The 18,712-nt window shown below is 68.0% G+C and carries 15 protein-coding genes; 4 read left to right on the forward strand and 11 right to left on the reverse strand.

Going from position 1 to position 18,712, the window contains the following annotated elements; translation table 11 throughout:
• Window positions 1–10: 10 nt before the first annotated feature.
• Window positions 11–2,539, forward strand: a complete 2,529-nt coding sequence (locus tag AC5Y3Z_RS03985) for an ATP-binding cassette domain-containing protein (RefSeq protein ID WP_463825945.1) — start codon at window positions 11–13, stop codon at window positions 2,537–2,539.
• Between the two features lies 1 nt (window position 2,540).
• Here AC5Y3Z_RS03985 and AC5Y3Z_RS03990 read toward each other — a convergent pair whose 3' ends face one another.
• The 8 genes from AC5Y3Z_RS03990 to AC5Y3Z_RS04025 all read right to left on the reverse strand — a co-directional run bounded on the left by AC5Y3Z_RS03990 (window position 2,541) and on the right by AC5Y3Z_RS04025 (window position 11,084).
• Window positions 2,541–3,101 carry a pentapeptide repeat-containing protein gene (locus tag AC5Y3Z_RS03990; protein WP_473139751.1) on the reverse strand — a complete coding sequence of 187 codons (561 nt, stop codon included), beginning with the start codon at window positions 3,099–3,101 and terminating at the stop codon, window positions 2,541–2,543.
• 5 nt (window positions 3,102–3,106) lie between these two features.
• Window positions 3,107–3,676: a GTP-binding protein gene (locus AC5Y3Z_RS03995; RefSeq protein ID WP_463825943.1), complete on the reverse strand. Its 570-nt coding sequence runs from the start codon at window positions 3,674–3,676 to the stop codon at window positions 3,107–3,109.
• A complete protein-coding gene (locus AC5Y3Z_RS04000; protein ID WP_463825942.1) occupies window positions 3,657–4,025 on the reverse strand; it encodes a DUF742 domain-containing protein in 369 nt (122 codons plus the stop codon). Before AC5Y3Z_RS04000 ends, AC5Y3Z_RS03995 begins: the two co-directional genes overlap by 20 nt.
• Complete coding sequence (locus tag AC5Y3Z_RS04005) at window positions 4,001–4,432, reverse strand: roadblock/LC7 domain-containing protein (protein ID WP_463825941.1); 432 nt, start codon at window positions 4,430–4,432, stop codon at window positions 4,001–4,003. Before AC5Y3Z_RS04005 ends, AC5Y3Z_RS04000 begins: the two co-directional genes overlap by 25 nt.
• Complete coding sequence (locus tag AC5Y3Z_RS04010) at window positions 4,429–7,077, reverse strand: sensor histidine kinase (RefSeq protein WP_500001797.1); 2,649 nt, start codon at window positions 7,075–7,077, stop codon at window positions 4,429–4,431. The genes AC5Y3Z_RS04005 and AC5Y3Z_RS04010 overlap by 4 nt, the downstream gene beginning before the upstream one ends.
• 207 nt (window positions 7,078–7,284) lie before the next feature.
• Window positions 7,285–8,820, reverse strand: coding sequence for an adenylate/guanylate cyclase domain-containing protein (locus tag AC5Y3Z_RS04015; RefSeq protein ID WP_473139753.1), 1,536 nt, complete (start codon window positions 8,818–8,820; stop codon window positions 7,285–7,287).
• A gap of 82 nt (window positions 8,821–8,902) precedes the next feature.
• The gene (locus AC5Y3Z_RS04020) at window positions 8,903–10,618 is read right to left on the reverse strand and encodes an alpha/beta hydrolase domain-containing protein (protein ID WP_473139754.1); all 1,716 of its coding nucleotides are present in this window, start codon (window positions 10,616–10,618) and stop codon (window positions 8,903–8,905) included.
• Between the two features lie 127 nt (window positions 10,619–10,745).
• Window positions 10,746–11,084: a hypothetical protein gene (locus AC5Y3Z_RS04025; protein ID WP_500001798.1), complete on the reverse strand. Its 339-nt coding sequence runs from the start codon at window positions 11,082–11,084 to the stop codon at window positions 10,746–10,748.
• A 106-nt stretch (window positions 11,085–11,190) separates the two neighbouring features.
• On the opposite strand from AC5Y3Z_RS04025, the gene AC5Y3Z_RS04030 reads away from it, so the two are divergent.
• Window positions 11,191–11,655, forward strand: a complete 465-nt coding sequence (locus tag AC5Y3Z_RS04030) for a tRNA (cytidine(34)-2'-O)-methyltransferase (protein ID WP_473139756.1) — start codon at window positions 11,191–11,193, stop codon at window positions 11,653–11,655.
• 249 nt (window positions 11,656–11,904) lie between these two features.
• Here the strand turns inward: AC5Y3Z_RS04030 and AC5Y3Z_RS04035 are convergent, their stop codons facing one another.
• Complete coding sequence (locus AC5Y3Z_RS04035) at window positions 11,905–12,549, reverse strand: nitroreductase family protein (RefSeq protein WP_473139757.1); 645 nt, start codon at window positions 12,547–12,549, stop codon at window positions 11,905–11,907.
• A 10-nt stretch (window positions 12,550–12,559) separates the two neighbouring features.
• A complete protein-coding gene (locus AC5Y3Z_RS04040) occupies window positions 12,560–13,492 on the reverse strand; it encodes a sterol desaturase family protein (protein ID WP_473139758.1) in 933 nt (310 codons plus the stop codon).
• Window positions 13,493–13,589: 97 nt separating this feature from the next.
• Between AC5Y3Z_RS04040 and AC5Y3Z_RS04045 the strand changes: the two genes are divergently transcribed.
• Both AC5Y3Z_RS04045 and AC5Y3Z_RS04050 read left to right on the forward strand, forming a co-directional pair.
• Complete coding sequence (locus tag AC5Y3Z_RS04045) at window positions 13,590–14,765, forward strand: sensor histidine kinase (RefSeq protein ID WP_473139759.1); 1,176 nt, start codon at window positions 13,590–13,592, stop codon at window positions 14,763–14,765.
• A complete protein-coding gene (locus AC5Y3Z_RS04050) occupies window positions 14,762–15,436 on the forward strand; it encodes a response regulator (RefSeq protein ID WP_463825932.1) in 675 nt (224 codons plus the stop codon). Before AC5Y3Z_RS04045 ends, AC5Y3Z_RS04050 begins: the two co-directional genes overlap by 4 nt.
• Here the strand turns inward: AC5Y3Z_RS04050 and AC5Y3Z_RS04055 are convergent.
• The gene (locus AC5Y3Z_RS04055; RefSeq protein WP_473139760.1) at window positions 15,396–18,689 is read right to left on the reverse strand and encodes an error-prone DNA polymerase; all 3,294 of its coding nucleotides are present in this window, start codon (window positions 18,687–18,689) and stop codon (window positions 15,396–15,398) included. The genes AC5Y3Z_RS04050 and AC5Y3Z_RS04055 overlap by 41 nt on opposite strands.
• Window positions 18,690–18,712: the final 23 nt, after the last annotated feature.

Genomic DNA, 18,712 nt, shown 5'->3' on the forward strand with positions numbered 1-18,712 from the left:
ATCTAGGCTGATGCAGCCATCCTCATCACCGGTCCTGACCGTGCGCACGGAGCGTTCACACCGGGACTTCGCGCCCGGATCGGACGTCATCGTCGGCAGTGACCTGCGCGCCGATCTGCGGGTGGCGCACCCTCTCGTCTCGCGCGCCCACCTGGTGCTGCGTTTCGACCAGGGCCGCTGGATCGCGATCGACAACAACTCCCAGAACGGGCTCTTCGCTAACGGCCGCCGGATGCAGACGCTCGACATCCAGGACGGCCAGGCGCTCAACCTCGGCAGGCCGGATGGACCCCGCGTCACCTTCGCGGTCGGCCACCACCACGGCAACGTCGGCGTTCTGCCGCCGACGGAGCGGTTTGCCGTGATCAATCCCGCCGCGGTGGGCGCGGGAGCCCCGCCGATGCGTCAACCCGGCGGTCAGGCGCCGCCGCGGGATGCCGCACAACGCACCTCGGCCATTCCGCTCATCTCCCCCGAACGGCGCGGGCCGGCCACCCAGCCTCCCACCCAACAAGCCCAGCCCACCCTGCAGCCACCCACCCAGCAGGCTCAACCCGTCCTGCAGTCGCCGGCCGCCCACCCGACCGAGGCCCTCACGGTGTCGCAGGGTCCCCCGGTCAGCCGCCCCGCAGCCGGCGGCGGAACCGCCCGGATCGGCCGCGCGGCCGACAACGACATCGTCATCGCCGATGTGCTGGCATCGCGCTATCACGCAGTCATGTCCCAGACGCCGCTGGGCACTGAAATCCGCGACAGCAGCGTCAACGGGACATTCGTCAACGGAATCAGGATCGGGTCGGCGATCCTCAGCGAAGGTGACGTCGTCACCATCGGCAACGTCGACCTGGTGCTGACCGGCGGTGTCCTGGTGCGCCGCACCGAAGCCGCGACCCGCACCGGTGGTCTGGAAGTCCGGGACATCGTGTTCGCGATCGACGGCAAGCGGCTGCTGGAGAACGTCGCGATGACCGCGCGGCCGGGGACGCTGACCGCGATCATCGGCGGCTCGGGGGCCGGCAAGAGCACCCTGTCGCGGTTGATCGCCGGTTACACCACGCCCAGCTCGGGCACCGTGACCTTCGAAGGTCACAACATTCACACTCAGTACGCGTCGTTGCGCAGCAGGATCGGCATGGTCCCGCAGGACGATGTGGTGCACCGGCAGCTGACGGTCAACCAGGCCCTCAGCTACGCCGCGGAGTTGCGCCTGCCGCCCGATACCAGCAAAGAGGACCGCGCCCAGGTGGTGGCGCAGGTGCTCGACGAGCTCGGGCTCACCAAGCACGCCGACACCCGCGTGGACAACCTGTCCGGTGGACAGCGCAAGCGCGCCTCGGTGGCGCTCGAGCTGCTCACCGGACCGTCGCTGCTGATCCTGGACGAGCCGACCTCGGGTCTGGACCCCGCCCTGGACCTGCAGGTGATGACGATGCTGCGGCAACTCGCCGACGCCGGTCGGGTGGTGCTGGTGGTGACGCACTCGTTGACCTACCTCGACGTCTGCGATCAGGTGCTGCTGATGGCCCCGGGCGGCAAAACGGCGTACCTGGGCCCGCCCGCCCAGATCGGCGACGTGATGGGGACGACGAACTGGGCCCACATTTTCGCCAAGGTGGGCGCCGACCCGGACGAAGCCAATCGGCGCTTCCTGGCCCAGAATCAGCCGCTGCCGGCTGCGGAGGCGACCGCACCGGCCGAACTCGGTGCCCCGGCGCACACCAGCGCGCGTCGTCAGTTCTCCACGATCACCCGCCGGCAGGTTCGGCTGGTGGTCGCCGACCGGGCGTACTTCATCTTCCTTGCGGTGCTGCCGTTCATCCTGGGCGGGTTGTCGCTGACTGTGCCGGGCAACACCGGGTTCGGCCGGGCCGCACCGACCAGTGACACCCCGGACGAAGCTGCCCAGATCCTGACGTTGCTTTCCATCGCCGCCGTCTTCATGGGCACCGCGCTGACCATCCGCGACCTGATCGGTGAACGGGCGATCTTCAAACGCGAACAGGCGGTCGGCTTGTCCACCTGGGCGTACCTGGGCGCCAAGCTGACCGTCTTCACCGTGTTCGCGGTGCTGCAGGCGGCCATCGCCACGCTCATCGTGATCGTCGGCAAAGGGGCTCCCACCCAGAAGGCCCTCGTGCTGGGTAACCCCAGCTTCGAGCTGTTCACCACTATCGCCGCGACCTGCGTGGCCTCGGCGATCCTCGGCCTGGTGCTCTCGTCGGTGGCCCGCTCCAACGAGCAGATCATGCCGCTGCTGGTGGTGTCGCTGATGCTCCAGCTGGTGCTGGCCGGCGGGATGATCCCGGTGACGAACCGGATCTTCCTCGACCAGCTGTCCTGGGCGATCCCGGCGCGCTGGGGTTATGCGGCCTCCGCCGCCACGGTGAACCTGCGCGAGCTGGTGCCCGGTTCACTCAGCCCCGAAGACAGCCACTGGGCGCACACCAAAGATGCCTGGCTGTTCGACATGGCGATGCTGGCCGTGCTGTCGGTGGTCTATTCGGGCATCGTGTGGTGGCGGATCCGGCTCAAGCGCTGACTCAGCCGTCCAGCCGCAGCCCATGCGCCAGCGCGAAGGCCATCGCCTGCGGCACGTCGACCCGTGCGCCGGCCAGCGACGCTGTCGTCCATAACGACAGGTCGACGGCAGCGCCGCGCAGGTCGGCCTCGTCGAGCCGGGTGCCCACCGTCCGCGCACCGCGCAGGTCCGCGCCGCGCAGCACGGCCTTGCGCAGGTCGGTTTCCACCAGGCTGGTCTCGCGTAGCCGGCACCCGCTGAGGTCGACGGCGCGCAGGTCGTTGCCGCCGAGCACCGCGAGCGTGAAGTCCACCTCGTCGAAGGTCACCGGCCGCAGCCGGCACTGCACGAACACCGATCCGAGCATGCTGCACTGCGCAAAAGTACTGTGCCACAACGTAGTTCGCGTGAATGTGCAGTTACGAAACGCTGATCCGCGGTGCTGCGACTCGGCCAGGTTGACGCCGCTGAAGTCGCATTCGGTGAACACCACGCGTTCGGTGAGCAGCCGGCTGAGGTCTCCGTCGTCAACGTCGCGGAAGTCCGCGCCGGTGAATTCGCGGTCAGTCCACTGCGGAGGCAACGCGCTCAGCTGGCCAGTCGGGCCAGCGCGTACTCGCTCACCGCGATCAGCGCGTCGGTGGCCGACCGGCGGTCGCGGGCGTCGACGCTGATCACCGGAATGTGCTCGGCCAGCGTCAGCGCTTTGCGCACCTCCCCGACGGGATATCGCGGGGCACCGTCGAACTCGTTGACCGCGACCAGGAACGGCAGCCGGCGGTGCTCGAAGAAGTCGACGGCGGCGAAGCTGTCCTGCAGTCGTCGCAGGTCGACCAGCACGATCGCGCCGATCGCGCCGCGCACCAGGTCGTCCCACATGAACCAGAACCGCCGCTGTCCCGGGGTGCCGAACAGGTAGAGCACCAGATCTTCGGCCAGGGTCAGCCGACCGAAATCCATGGCGACGGTGGTGGTGCGTTTGTCGGGGGTGGCTTCGACCATGTCCACGCCGGCCGAGGCGTCGGTCACCATCGCCTCGGTCCGCAGCGGCATGATCTCCGAGACCGAGCCGACGAAGGTGGTCTTGCCGGCCCCGAACCCGCCCGCGATGACGATCTTCGTCGACGCGGTTCCGTGTTCAGAGTGCTCTGAGACCACGCAACGTCCTCCCTATGAGTTCCTGCCGCTCGTCGCGGGTCGAGCGGTCGGTCAAGGTCCTGTGCACCCGAAGGTAACCGTCGGTGACCAGATCCCCGATCAGGACGCGCGCAACACCGACCGGCAAATCCAGCCGGGCCGACACTTCGGCGACGGACGGGCTGCTCACGCACAGCCCGACAATCCGGCCGCGCACGTCGTCGGCGGGCCACCCATGGGCGTGCCCGGACGGCAGCGTCTGCACCGGCGCCTCCAGCGGAAGGTCGACGTCGGTGCCGGTGCGCCCGGCCGTCAAAGTGTAAGGGCGGACCAGGCTGGGCGGCGCTAGCGGTGGGTCGCGTTCGTCCATCGCGGCTCGGGTTCGGCGCGGCGGGCGGACTGCACCACATTGCCCACCTGTTCGACGAGGATGGCCATCTCGTAGCCGATCTGCCCGATATCGCACGACGGCATGGCCAGGGTGGCCAGATGCGACCCGTCGCCGACGCGCATCAACAGCAGAAACCCGTTCTGCATCTCGACCACCGACTGCAGCACCTGCCCGCCTTCGAACAGCTGCGCGGCGCCGGTGGCCAGGCTGGCCAGCCCGGATGCCACCGCGGCCAGCTGGTCGGCCCGTTCCCGGGGCAGGTGCTCGCTGGCCGCGACCGGCAACCCGTCCACCGACACCAGCAGCGCGTGCGCCACCCCGGGAACCTCACGCACGAACTTCGACACCAGCCAGTCCAGCGGACTGTAGGACGATTGGACCGTCACTGCTGCTCGCCCCCCTCGGCGCCGGAGGTGTGCGACCGGCCGGAACGCACGCCGCTGAAGTGGCTGCCGATCGACGCACGGACCGCTTCGGGATTGCGGTGCAAGCCGCCGTTGGACACTTCGCGGTCGTCGGCCTCGGCCGCGCCGGGTACCAGCTGGGCGCCCGGGGTGCGCATCGGCAGACCGGCATCGGTGCGGGTCTCGACCGGCTTGTCCTCAGCCTCGGCGGCCGCGGTCCAGCCGCGGTCCCACACCGTCTGCCAATCCAGGTCGGGGCTCTGAACCAGGTCGTGCGGGTCGCCCATGATCTCCGAGAGCATCCGTTGATAGATCACGTCGTCGTCATCCGGGCCCGAGGGCGTGAGGTCCGGCGGCGGCGGTTTCGGGGTAGGCGGGGCCGGCGGGGACGGGCGCCGGGCGAAGAACGCCGAGGTGTCCGACGCGGCCGTGGCGGGTTGCGGCGCGGCCGGTTGGGCCGGCGTCACCGGTTGCTGCGGCCCCTTCTCCCACCACGGTGTCGGCAACGGACGCTTCTGCTTGGGTGGCGGCTGCTCGGCCCCCGCCACGGCGTCGGAGGTGATGCCGCTGGACCCCGGACTGCGGCGGGGTAACGCCGTGACCGGCTGCCCCCCGGTGGCGGCCGGCGACACGGGGGCCGCGCCCTGCTCGGCCGGCGGCGTCACCTTGAAGAACTGCCGCTGCGGCGGCGGGGCGGGCTCCGGCGGTGTGGCGCCGACCAGCACCGTCACCGGCAGATACACCTCGGCGGTGGTGCCACCGCCCGCTTCGCTGCCGGCCGGTCCCCGCAACCCCACCCGGACCCCATGCCGGGCGGCCAGCCGGCCGACCACGAAAAGGCCCATGTGCCGGGCGTTTTCCGGGGTCGGCTCCGGCGTGCCGCCGGGTTGCAGCCGCATGTTCGCCATCCGCCGGTCGGAGTCGGTCATGCCCAGCCCGGAATCTGCAATGCGCAGCAGGACGCCGCCCTCACTGCCGCGGACGACGGACACCTTCACCGGGGAGGTGGGCGGCGAATAGCGCAGCGCGTTGTCGATCAACTCGGCGAGCAGATGGATGATTCCGCCGGCGGTGGCGCCCAGCACCGTGCAGTCGGGCACCGCGCCGGTTTCGACCCGGCGGTAGTCCTCAACCTCGGAGACCGCGGCGTTGATCACGGTCGACAGGGGCACCGGATCGCGCTGGTCACGGGTGATCTGCGCGTCGGCCAGCACCAAGAGATTGGCGCTGTTGCGGCGCAACCGGGCGGCCAGGTGATCCAACCGGAAGAGGTGGTCGAGCCGCTCGGGATCCTCCTCGTTGCGTTCCAGTCGGTCGATCAGCGCCAGCTGCTGATCCACCAGGGAACGGCTGCGCCGCGACATCGTCTCGAACATGTCGTTGACCAGCAGCCGCAGTCGCGCCTCGTCACCGGCCAGCAGCAGGGCCTGGGTGTGCAGTTCGTCGACGGCGTGGGCGACCTGCCCGATCTCCTCGGTGGTGTACACCGCCAACGGTTCGGGAACGGGTTCGGCGCCGGCGCGGACCCGTTCGATCTCACCCTCGAGATCGGTGTGGGCCACCTTCAACGCGCCGTCGCGCAGCATCCGCAACGGCTTGACCAGCGCACGCGCCACCAACAGCACGATCAGCAGCGCGATCCCGATGGCGAGCAGCATCAGCACCGCGTCGCGGACGGCTGCGTCGCGGCGTTCGGTGGCCTGCCCCTGCACCGATCTGGTCACCTCCGCGGTGGCGCTGCCGATGACCTGTTCGGCGATTCCCTGGGTGGTCTGTATCGATCGCAGCAGGTCGGGGTTCTCGACCAGGTCGCTGGCCGGGTCGGACATGATCGACATCCGGGTGACCAGCTGCTGCTGCAGGTTCTTGGCATCCGGTGAACCGGCCCCGAGCACTTCGCTCATCCCGAACAGCGTGGACGGTTCGGTGCCGGCCAGGGTGATCATCGAGTTGCGCAGTTGCGGCTCGGGCAGGTCGGCGCCGCGAATGACCAGAATCTGCTGCAACGTCATCTGTCCGCGCGCGCCGACGGCTCGGCTCAGGCCCTGCACCTGGGACCGGATCCGCTCGCTGTCCACCTGCACCGAAGCGGTGATCGCGTCCTCGGCGATCAGCAGCAGGGGGGCGTAGGTGGTGATGCGGTCGCGCAGACCGAGGCTGTTGCTCAGCGCCTTGTCCAGCAGGGCCTGCCCGCCGTTGAGCAAGGTGTCCCCGCCGGTCCGGACATCGGGTATGACGTCGGTGTCCGCCAACCGGGTCTGCAGTTCGTTCTTGCGGGCGGCGAAGTTCTTCTTCGCACCCTCCACGTCGCGCCCGGTGGAGCTGGCCAGCAGCGCCACGTCGAGCGCCGACATGTACTTGGTGATCGCCGGTATCACCTCGGCCCGGGCCGCGGCCAGCCGCAAGCCGTTCGAATTGGCCAGCGCGCCCTCGACCCGCATCGCCCCGAAGACGGTCGCCAGCACCAGCGGAACCACCGCGATCGCGAAGACCTTCCAGCGCACCGGCCAGTTGCGCAGCGACCAGGACCGCGGTCGTTTGGCCGACACGTTCGCGGCGGCCGGGGCGGGTGCGAACTCGGGCGGGACCGCCGCGACCTGGTTGGTCGGGCGGGCGAACATGGTCACGTGGGCGCGCTTTCCCGGGGCATCGAGTGAAACGAGAGGCTCATCGAACTTCCTGCTGCTGTATTCGCCGGCAGCTGGCCGCGAATGGAATGCCTGACGATCCGACGAGTATGACAGCCCGCAGCTGAGGTCTCCATAATTGTTACTGAGTAGATAAAGTTCGGCGCAGCGGATTCGACGACGGGCCGGTCAGCAGGAAAAACCGTTCTATCGGGTAGCGCCGAAACGGGCTATCCCACGCAATATCCATGGCGTGCGCTTGGCCATCAGGGCCGCGACGCGGTCCGAGCGGCGCATCGCCGCCCCGGGTCCCGGGGTGGGTGTTGACACCAGTGCCGCCTCGACCGATCCCGGGCGCGCGCCGCCGCGAGCGACCTCCAGCAGCTGCCAGCTGCCGGGCACTCCGCGCAACTCGACGTTGCCACGGTCTTCAAAGCCAATTCCCGAACCCACGACCAGGTCACGCACGGTGCGCGAGACAAGGATTTCGCCGGGACCAGCCTGGCTGAGAATGCGTGCAGCGATGTGAACCGCGATCCCCCCGATATCGCGGTCCAGCAGTTCACACTCACCGGTGTGAATACCTATCCGGACCTCGATTCCCAGCGTCTCGGCATCGCGGCGCAACATCTCCGCGCAGCGGATGGCCTGCGTCGGACCGTCGAATGTGATGAGGTGGCCGTCACCGGTGCTCTTGACAACTGTGCCGGCGAATCGGCTGGTGAGTTCGGCAGTGACTGCTCCAAAGCGCTGCAGCACCGCGCGCCACCGTTCGTCGCCGGTGGCCGCGACACGTTCGGTCGAGGCGACGATGTCGGTGAACAGCACGGTGCGCAGGGCACGACGTGACGGTGCCGTCTGGCCGTGGCTGCCGGTGAGCAACTCTTCGATTTCGGTCGCGATCCTGTCCGGCTCAGTGAACCATGGCGCGTGGTCTGCTCCATCGAGCTCGAGCATGCGTGCGCCGGGAATGTGATCGGCTAGGTATCTGCCCGATTGCACGGGCAGCGCGGGATCGTCGCGGGCGTGGAAAACGAGTGTCGGTGCCGTGATCGTCGGCAGGATCGGCCGCACGTCGATCCGGAATCCCGCTTCCGCTGTTGCCCGCGCCATCCCCGGGCTGGCGCACATGCGCTCCAACATTCCGAGCTGGCGTGTCGATCGGACCGACGAAATGATGCATTTGAGTGCCGCCCCGCTCCCCCATGCATATCGGACGGCGCGGCCGAATTCCTGGCTGTGGGCAATCCATGCCACCGATGGCGTGTAGTTTTCGCCCAACTCACTCAAGATACGTGCCCGCAGTTCTGCCGGATCACAGTCCAGGTCGCCCCACCCGTCTGTAACGGAGTACGACGTCGTACCGGTCAGGATCAACGCCCGGGTTCGTTCCGGACGCGTTGCGGCAAAGAGGATGGCCGCCGGACCGCCTTCGCTCACCCCGAGGAGGGCGGCCGTTTCGAATCCGGCGGCGTCCATCACGGCCTGGATCTCGGTCGCACGCTCGTCGAGCGTACGTACTTTGGGCACTGGATCTGACAACCCCACGCCGGCCTTGTCAAACAACAAGACTCGAGCGAACGTGCCCAGCTTCTCCATCAGCGAACCGAATTCGGGCATTGTCCAATACAACTCGACGTGACTGGCGAACGACCCGGCCCAGACCAGGTCAACGGGCCCGTCGCCGACCACCTGATAGGCGAGACTGAGGTCACCGCAGGGCGCATACAACGTTTCCGCCACGAGCAGTGAGCGTAGCGGCGACATCGTCGCAGCACCCGCCAATCAGAATGAAGGCTGAAAGTCAGGGCTGGGCAGGACATCGCTAAGCGGGGTACTGCGCGACGGTCTTGCGGATCACCGACTCGACCTCGTCGGCCAGCAGGAACCGTTGTGCCACCAGATCTTCGGCGGCGGCACGGACCGCCGCAGCGTAGTCGTCGCCGGTCGCGTAGCGGTCGGTGACCGACGGCCGGCCCGGCGCGAAGGCCAGCTTGCTGCCGATGCGCTCGTAGAGCACGTCGGGCAGGTCCTGGGTGTACTGGCGGGCGTTCCAGCCGGTGTACACCGCGAGCGGGGCAGCGACGGCGGGCAGCCGGATGCCGGCGACTTCGTTGCCGTCCTGGTCGACCGCCGACACCAGGTCCACGTGCGACTGGCCGCGGCGCGCCGCCGGGAGCCAGGCCGGCGACGGGGTGTTGGTGTAGCCGAAGTGTGACAGCACGTCCTTGCGAGCGACGGCGGTGCCGTCGGCGGTGCGGGGCACCGCGCTGGCGGGGGGCTCGACGCCGTCGACGACCCAGTTCTCCAGGGCGATCAGCAGGGCGCGGGTGACCGGGGTGACGTCGAGGTGGTGCACCGGGTTGGCCGCGGGCAGCGCGTCCTTGATCTTGCTGCTGCCGAAGTGGTCGGTGCCGGCCAGCAGGTAGGTGCGCACGTCGGCGTCCTCGGGCAGGTCCTGGCCGGTGTGCGGGTCGACGTGGACCAGCGCGCCGTCGCCCTGCCAGTACTCGGTGGCGCTGTTGGTGAAGATGGTCTTCGGCACCCCGCCGAGGGCGCGCTGCACGGCCAGCAGATCGGCGTTGCTCAGCGGGTCGTTGCTGCCGCGACCGCTGCCGCCCGGGGCGGAGGGTTGGGCGTAGCGCTGGTTGAATTGGCCGCGGGCGGCGCTGGCGAAGTCGCTGAAGACGCCGTCGAAGACCTGCAGTCCGGCCTCGTCGACGTTCAGACCGTCGGAGACGAACTGGCGCAGCAGCCGTCCGGCCTGGGAGACGCCGTAGGCGAAGGTGTGCTCGATGCCGTCGGCCCGCAGGTGGCTGACGATGTCGCGGATGGCCAGCAGGCCGGTGCCGGCGACCGGGGCCAGCGCGGTGCGGTAGGTCAGCTCGTACCAGCGGAAAGGCTGGAATCCGCCGTCCAGCGCGACATGGGTCTCGTCGGTGAAGCGCCAGGTGTCCCGGTCGATGACGGTCGGCTCGGCGTCAGGTGCGGTGCGCACGGTCAGCACGGCGTGGGGGTCGTCGACGTCGACGGTCGGGTAATCGGTGAACCTGAACAGCACGTCGGCGCCGGGGATGGACTCGATCTCGGGCGCGGTGAAGCTGAGCACGTGGTCGTCCTTGACGCTGTCCGAGCGCCACTCCAGGCGCAGGAAGCCGGGCTCGACATCGGCTTGCGGCGCGGTCAGGCCCAGGGTGGCCGGCCCGCGCTGGACGTCCCACTGCCAGCCGCACGAGGCGATCGTCCAGCCCCGGTCGAGCAGGAAGCCGCCCTTGAGCCAGGGGGCGTTGGTCGGCACGCCGCGGTTGGGGACGACGAACAGCAGCTTGCCGTTGCCGCCGTCGACCGGGCGGATCAGGCGCAGGTCCGCGTCGTAGCGGACCAGGCCGTCGGCGTCGCGGGCGGCCAGCTCGAGGTCGGCGATGCGCGCGTTGGCCAGGTGGGCGGGGTCCACGGCGAAGGTAACCGTGGCCTCTACGTTCTCGTAACGGCTGTCGGTGTGCGGGTAGACGCTGTTCACCTGCACTGATTCGACGGTCATTCTCGGTGCCCCCTGGTTCGGTGTCGGCTTGCTTGACACCGAGATTTCTGCAGGGGCCTTGGAGAGTTCTAAAAGAGTTCTTGGTGAGCAGAAGCTGCGCCGGTGTCACCCGGCGCAGCAGCTGACCCTAATCCGACTTCTTCTTCTTCGATTTCTTGTCGTCATCATCGTCTTCGTCTTCATCGTCGTCGTCGTCATCATCGTCATCGTCATCGTCATCGTCATCGTCGTCATCGTCATCGTCGTCGTCTTTGTCGTCGTCGTCGTCGTCTTTGTCGTCGTCTTTGTCAGGGTCGTATTCGTCGGCCTTGTCGGCGTACTTCGTCAGCAGATCGATCAAATGCCGCGCTTCGTCGGGTGAGATCAGATCCTCGAATAGGCCTTCGTCGTCCTCGGAGATACGCGCAACATAAACGTCGCCCTTCTTGACACCTACGTCCCACCTGCCGCCCTCGTGACGAGCCATTTGACGCCCTTTCGACTAGATACCGATGCAGATCTGACAACGAGCTAACGCGTTGTTTACCCACTTCTGCGAAAAGACAGCCGACGAAATTTGCCATGATCGACGCATGTTCCGGCTGCTGTTCTTTTCTCCCCGGATTGCGCCGAACACGGGCAATGCCATTCGGACGGTGGCGGCGACCGGATGCGAACTGCATCTGGTCGAGCCGCTGGGCTTCGACCTGTCCGAGCCGAAACTGCGGCGGGCGGGGCTGGACTATCACGACCTGGCGTCCGTCACTGTGCACACATCGCTCGAATCGGCGTGGGCGGCGTTGTCGCCGGCGCGGGTGTTCGCCTTCACCGCTGCGGCCGGCACGCCGTTCGCCGCGGTCGATTACCTGCCGGGTGATGTGCTGATGTTCGGGCCCGAACCCACCGGGCTGGACGCGGCAACCCTGGCCGATCCGCACATCACCCAGCAGGTGCGGATTCCGATGCTGGCCGGGCGGCGGTCCCTGAACCTGTCCAACGCCGCGGCCGTCGCCGTCTACGAGGCGTGGCGCCAGCACGGCTACTCCGGTGCCGTGTAACTCTCGAATTTGCCGGCCACAAGCAGAAGCAGGCCCGTGCGAACACGGGCCTGCTTCCAAGTGGCCATGTTTCTGGGGGCAGAGAAACATGCCACAGCTTTGAGGGGTGTCGGCGGTGATGCCGACTTCGGTGTAACTCGTTGTCATTGAGACTGCCCGACTCGGGTCCCCGGCGGTGTCCTCCGATGGGAGATACCGGGAGACGAATCCGGTGTCCACCAAATAGGGGACAGACGCGTCCCCCGACGGTTACCAGCTGTTCCAGTGCGTCAAGCTTTCGGCCGGCAGCCGCTTGGCGGGCCGGAAGTCGGTGCCCTTGGTGTAGGCGATCGGGAACAGGCCGCCCTGGCTGTAGTCCTCGTAAGGGATGCCGACCACGTCGGCGACCTGGCGCTCGCCGTCACCGAGCAGGTGCAGCGTGGTCCAGCACGAGCCCAGCCCGCGCGACCGCAGCGCCAGGCAGAAGCTCCACACCGCCGGGAACAGCGACGCCCAGAAGGACACACCGCCCAGCGGCGACTTGTTCTCGCGACCCTCGATGCACGGGATCAGCAGCACCGGCGCCTCGTGCATGTGTTCGGCGAGGTACATCGCTGACTCACGCACCCGACCCATCCGCTCGCCGCGGGTGTCGCCCTCGGCGTATTCGCGGGCCGGCGAGCTGAGGTAGCCGCGGGCATTGGCCAGATAGACGTCGCCGATCGCCTTCTTCTTGTCCGCGTCCTCGACGAAAACCCATTGCCAGCCCTGCGAATTGGAACCGGTCGGTGCCTGCAGCGCCAGCTCCAGGCACTCCATCAGCACGTCGCGCGACACCGGCTTGTCGAAATCGAGGCGCTTACGGACCGAGCGGGTGGTGCGCAGGACTTCGTCCACGGTCAGGTCGAGGGTCATGTGGGGCACCCTACCCGCGCTGATCGTCGGCCACGACCGTCGAACTGCCACAACGGGTTCCGGGACTCCGAGCGTAATTCTCCAGAAGTCGCGCGGGCACCCGCGATTCGGTCCAACCCGGCGGCCCGAACATGTAGCCGAACCGGCCCCGCCACGACTCGGCGTGCGATACGTCGCGCATCAGCGACACCGTCTCCAGGTAGTTGTATTTCACCGGATTGTCGGTGTCGATGCGGTGCGTCAGCCCGTAACGCACCGGCTCGACCTCCTCGGCATAGCTACCGAAGCACCGGTCCCAGATGATGAACACACCGCCGTAGTTCTTGTCGAGGTAGGCCGGGTTGGAGCCGTGGTGCACCCGGTGGTGTGACGGGGTGTTGAACAGGAATTCGTATGGCCGCCAGAGCTTTCCGATCCGTTCGGTGTGGCACGGGATCTGGAAGACCAAACCGGCGGTGTTGACCAGGAAGATCATCCATGCCGGAAATCCCAGCAGCGCGGCCGGCAGCCAGGCCATGCTGCGCACGGCGTAGGACACCGGGTGGAACCACGGCAGCCGCAGGTTGGTCGAGATGTTGAAATGCGTACTCGAGTGATGCACGCTGTGCGCGGCCCACAGCAGCCGGATGCGGTGATCGCCGCGGTGGGCCCAGTAGTAGCAGCAGTCGGTGACCACCAGGCACGCCACCCACACCCACCAGTGCCGCGGCGACAGGTGCAGCGGGGTCAGCGCGCCGGCCGCGACGATCGTGGAGAACGGCAGCACGTAGTGCCCGAGGATTCTGAAGGTGGCGTTGAGCAGATAGGTCGCCCAGTTGCCGGCGGTGTCGCGCGCCGAGAACGCCGACTCGGCGGGGTCGCGGCGCACGTCGACCCATTCCAGGAACGACAACAGCACGAAGGCGGGAACCGTCGCGAGGATCAGCATGGTGGTGGCTTGCATGCCGCCACGCTATGAACAATCGATCGGCCAGACATCGCGCACCGGAGCGATTGCGCATCCCTCTCGTGGGGGATGCGCAGCGGTAGTGTGGCCTCCCATGGCCCGCACCGCCGACCTGCCGCTGGAACAGGTGCGCCGGTCGTTGACGCGTCAATCGCTGCTGGTGGGGGTGATCGCCGCCGCGGTCGACGTCACCTATTTTCTGGTCTCGGGGATCTACGGCGAAGCGCCGGTTGCCGCGACGGCAGTGGCGGGGCTGCTGGCGGCGGCAGACCTGGCCCTGGCCGGTCCGCCCGCCTCGGTGGCCCTGGTCGCCGTGACGCAGGTCGTGACCAGGTTGCTGGCGTGCCTGTTGCTCTACCACCACGGCCGGGCCACCGGTGTCAGCGATATCGGCATCCTGGTGGCCGGGTTCCGCGCCGGCGCCTGGTTGTCCACTCGGGTTTCGCTGGTGATCGTTCCGCTGTTGGTGGGGGCGGTGGGATGGGCGGCGATCCTCAATGCAGCCGGCCGAGACGACTGGCGGCTGCTGGTGATCATCGCCGGGTCCAACGGGTTCGTGCCCTGGCTGGTGGGCCGGTACACCGCGACCGGGGGCATCTACGTCACCGAACTCGAACAGCGCGACCGGTTGCGTGCTCAGGAGCAGCGCCTCGCGCTGGAACGGGCACTGACCGACGAGCGCGAAGCCATCGCGCGCGACCTGCATGACGTGATCTCCCATCACGTCAGCGCCATCGGCGTGCACGCCGGTGCGGCCCGGATCGCCTTGGCGGGCGGCCAGCCCGCGGTCACCGAATCCCTGTCGGCGGTGGAATCCTCCAGCCGGGCCGCGATGGTGGATCTGCGCCGCCAGCTCGACCTGCTGCACGGCCGACACGACGCCGGCGACCGCCAGCCCGGCCTGGGCGGTATCGACGAACTCGTCGAGTCGGTGGGCAGGGCGGGCCTTACGGTCGAACTCGTGCTGCCCACCGACCCGCTGGTCTTGCCGCCGTCACTGGACGTGACGGTGTATCGGATCGTGCAGGAACTCCTCACCAACGCGCTGCGCCACGGCGATGGCACCGCCCGTCTGGAGGTGCGCCGGGCCGGTGCACGGCTCGAGATTGTGCAAACCAATCCCATTGCTGTGCAACCTTATTCCGGTGATTCGCTGCATCATGGCCTGGACGGGATCCGGCGCCGCGCCGAGTTGTTCGGCGGCAGGCTGGAATGCGGTGGCCAGAACGAATGGCGCGCCATGGTGTCGCTGCCGATCGCGACGCCATGACCATCCGCGTGCTGATCGCCGACGATCATGCGGTGTTCCGTGCCGGACTACGCGCCATCATCGACGCGCATCCCGACACCTCGTGCGTCGCCGATGTCGGCGACGGGCGCACCGCGATCGAGCAGACGTTGCGACTTCGTCCCGACGTGTGCGTGCTCGATGTGCGGATGCCCAAACTCGACGGGATCGCGGCCATCGCCCCGATCGTCTCGGCCGGCGACACCCGGGTGCTGATGTTGACCACCTACGACAGCGAGACGGTGCTGGCGCAGGCACTGCAGGCCGGGGCCAGTGGCTTCCTGCTGAAATCCCTTCCGCCGGAGGAACTTGTGGGCGCCATCCGGATCGTGGCGCGCGGCGACTCCGTCATCGATCCCGCGATGACCCGCCGACTGGCCGCCCGGGTCGCGGACTCGCTGGCACCGGTGCCCACTCCCGCCGCAGTGGCCTCCCTCACCGCCCGGGAGTACGAGGTGCTGTTGCTGGTCGCCGAGGCCCACAGCAACGCCGAGATCGCCGCGGAGTTGGTGGTCAGCGAGGAGACGGTCAAGACGCATGTGTCGCGCATCCTGGCCAAACTCGGTGTGCGCGACCGTATCCACGCGGTGGTGCTCGCGCACCAGCACAAACTCACCGGAAATCCCGGGACTTCGAGCCCACCGCCAAAGTGATGCGGCCGATCCGATCGGCCACGACAGTGATTGCGCCGCTGGCGTTTTGGACCTGACCGCGGATCAGCAGCGCCGGCGCGGTGTGGGCCAGCTTGCGGTGGCGTTCCCACACCCCCGGTGTGCACAGCACGTTGATCATGCCCGTCTCGTCCTCGAGGTTGACGAACGTCACCCCCCGGGCGGTGCCGGGCCGCTGCCGATGGGTCACCGCGCCGGCGACCAGCACCCGGTCCCCGTCGGGCACCTCCCCCAATGCGGCGGCGGGCACCACCCCCAGTGCGTCGAGGTCGGCCCGCAGGAACTGCGTCGGATAGCTGTCCGGGGAGACGCCGGTGGCCCACACGTCGGCAGCCGCCAGCTCCAGTTCGCTCATTCCGGGCAGCGCGGGGATGTGTGAGGACGAGCCGACGCCGGGCAACCGGTCCGGCCGTTGGGTGGCCGCGGCCCCGGCCGCCCACAACCCTTCACGCCGGGACATCCCGAAACAGCCCAGCGCGCCGGCCGTCGCCAGCGCTTCGGTCTGCGGGACGCTCAATTGCAGTCGAGTGGTCAGGTCCAGCAGGGAGATGAACGGGCCGTTGGTTTTTCGCTCGTCGACCAGTTTCTCAGCCAGGTCTTCGCCGATGTGGCGGACCGCCCCCAGCCCCAACCGGACCTCCAGCCCGGCGTTCTCCAGCGTCGCGAAAGCCAGGCTGGCATTCACGTCTGGACCGTGCACCAGCACGCCGTGCCGGCGCGCGTCAGCCACCAGCGACTGCGACGAATAGAAACCCATCGGCTGGGCGCGCAGCAACGCCGCACAGAACGCCGCCGGGTGGTGCAGCTTGAACCACGACGAGTAGAACACCAGCGACGCGAAGGACAGCGCGTGACTTTCCGGGAAACCGAAGTTGGCGAACGCCTCCAGCTTTTCGTAGGTCCGCTCGATCACCTCGTCCGGCGCCCCGTGCAAGGTGCGCATGCCGTCGTAAAACCGGTCGCGCAGCCGTCGCATGCGTTCGGTGGAGCGCTTGGAGCCCATGGCGCGCCGCAACTGGTCGGCTTCGGCGGCCGAGAAGCCGGCGCAGTCGACCGCCAGCTGCATCAGCTGTTCCTGGAAAAGCGGTACTCCCAACGTTTTACGCAATGCCGGTTCCATCGACGGGTGATCGTAGACGACCGGGTCGACACCGTTGCGACGTTTGATGTAGGGATGCACCGACCCGCCCTGGATGGGCCCGGGCCGGATCAGCGCGACTTCTACCACCAGGTCGTAGAAGACCCGCGGCCGCAGCCGCGGCAGCGTAGCCATCTGCGCGCGCGACTCCACCTGGAACACGCCCACCGAATCGGCCCGCGACAGCATCTCGTACACCGCCGGTTCGGAGAGATCGAGCCGGGCGAAGTCCACATTGATGCCTTTGTGCTCGGCCACCAGATCCCGCGCGTAGTGCAGCGCCGAGAGCATGCCCAGACCCAGCAGATCGAATTTCACCAAACCGATTGCCGCACAGTCGTCTTTGTCCCACTGCAACACACTGCGGTTCGCCATGCGCGCCCATTCCACCGGGCACACGTCGGCGATCGGGCGGTCGCAGATCACCATGCCGCCGGAATGGATACCCATGTGCCGCGGCAGGTTCCGGATCTGGTTGGCCAGGTCCACCACCTGCTCGGGAATGCCCTCGATATCGGCGGGCTGCCCCGACCAGTGACTGATCTGCTTGCTCCACGCGTCCTGCTGTCCCTGCGAGAAACCCAGCGCGCGCGCCATGTCGCGCACCGCACTGCGCGGCCGGTAGGTGATGACGTTGGCTACCTGGGCGGCATAATCCCGGCCGTACTTGTCGTAGACGTACTGGATGACTTTTTCGCGCTGGTCGGACTCGATGTCGATGTCGATGTCGGGCGGGCCGTCGCGGGCGGGCGAGAGGAAGCGCTCGAACAGCAAATCGTTGGCTATCGGGTCGACAGCGGTCACCCCGAGGGCGTAACAGACCGCGGAATTGGCCGCCGATCCCCTGCCCTGACACAGGATGTCGTTTTCTCGACAGAACCGGGTGATGTCGTCCACCACCAGGAAGTAACCCGGAAAACTCAGTCGGGCAATGATTTTCAGTTCGTGCTCGATCTGGTCGTATGCTCTTTTCGCCCGATCGGCCGGTCCGTAGCGATCGGCCGCACCCGCCATGGTCAGGGCGCGCAGCCAACTGTCCTCGGTGTGCCCTTCGGGTACGTCGAAGGGTGGCAGCTGCGGCGCGATCAATGCCAGCCCGAACGCGCACTGCTCGCCGAGTTCGGCGGCCGCGGTCACCGCGTCAGTGCCCCTAAAGGGCAAGTGCGCGAACAGCCGGGCCATTTCCTCACCGGAGCGCAGGTGTGAGCCGCCCAGTGGTGCCAGCCATCCCTCGGCGTCGTCCAGGGACTGCCGGGCCCGGATCGCACCCATCGCCATGGCCAGCCGGCGCCGGGACGGATCGGCGAAGTGCGCTCCGGTGGTGGCGACGACACCGACCCCGAAGTGCGGCGCCAGCCCGGCCAGCAGCGCATTGCGTTCGTCGTCGAGGGGTTGACCATGATGGGTCAGTTCGATGCTCACCCGATGTGCCCCGAACCGATCCACCAGGTCGGCCAACGCCAGCCGCGCCGCATCGGGTCCGGAGTCGGAGAGTGCTTGTCGCACAGAACCTTTCCGGCATCCGGTGAGAATGTGCCAGTGGCCGCCGGCGGCTTCGGTCAATGCGTCGAGGTCGTAACGCAGCTTGCCCTTCTCCCCGCCGGCCAGGTGTGCGGTGGCCAGTTGCCGCGACAGCCGCCGGTACCCTTCGGGACCTCGGGCCAGCACCAGCAGATGCGGCCCGGGCGGATCCGGTTGCTCGGTGCGCGCCTGGCAGCTCAGCGACAATTCCGCGCCGAACACCGTGCGCATGTCGAGTTCGACGGCCGCTTCAGCGAATCGCACCGCGCCGTACAGGCCGTTGTGGTCGGTCAGCGCCAGCGCCCACAGGTCCAGCCGGGCTGCCTCCTCCACCAACTCCTCCGGCGTGCTGGCCCCGTCGAGGAAGCTGTACGCCGAATGCGCATGCAATTCGGCATATGCGACCGACGACCGGCGCCGGCGCCCGTCCGATTTTGCTGAATACGATCCGCGCTTCTGCGACAACGGAGCATCACCAGCCGGCACAGCCGCGGCCGGCCGGCCCGCATGGCGCGGTTTGCCGTCGAGAACCCGCTCCATCTCCGACCAACTCGGCGGCCCGTTGTGCCATCCCACCGAACCAGTATATCGAACATCTG

It is taken from the genome of Mycobacterium sp. NGS61, from assembly GCF_059812325.1.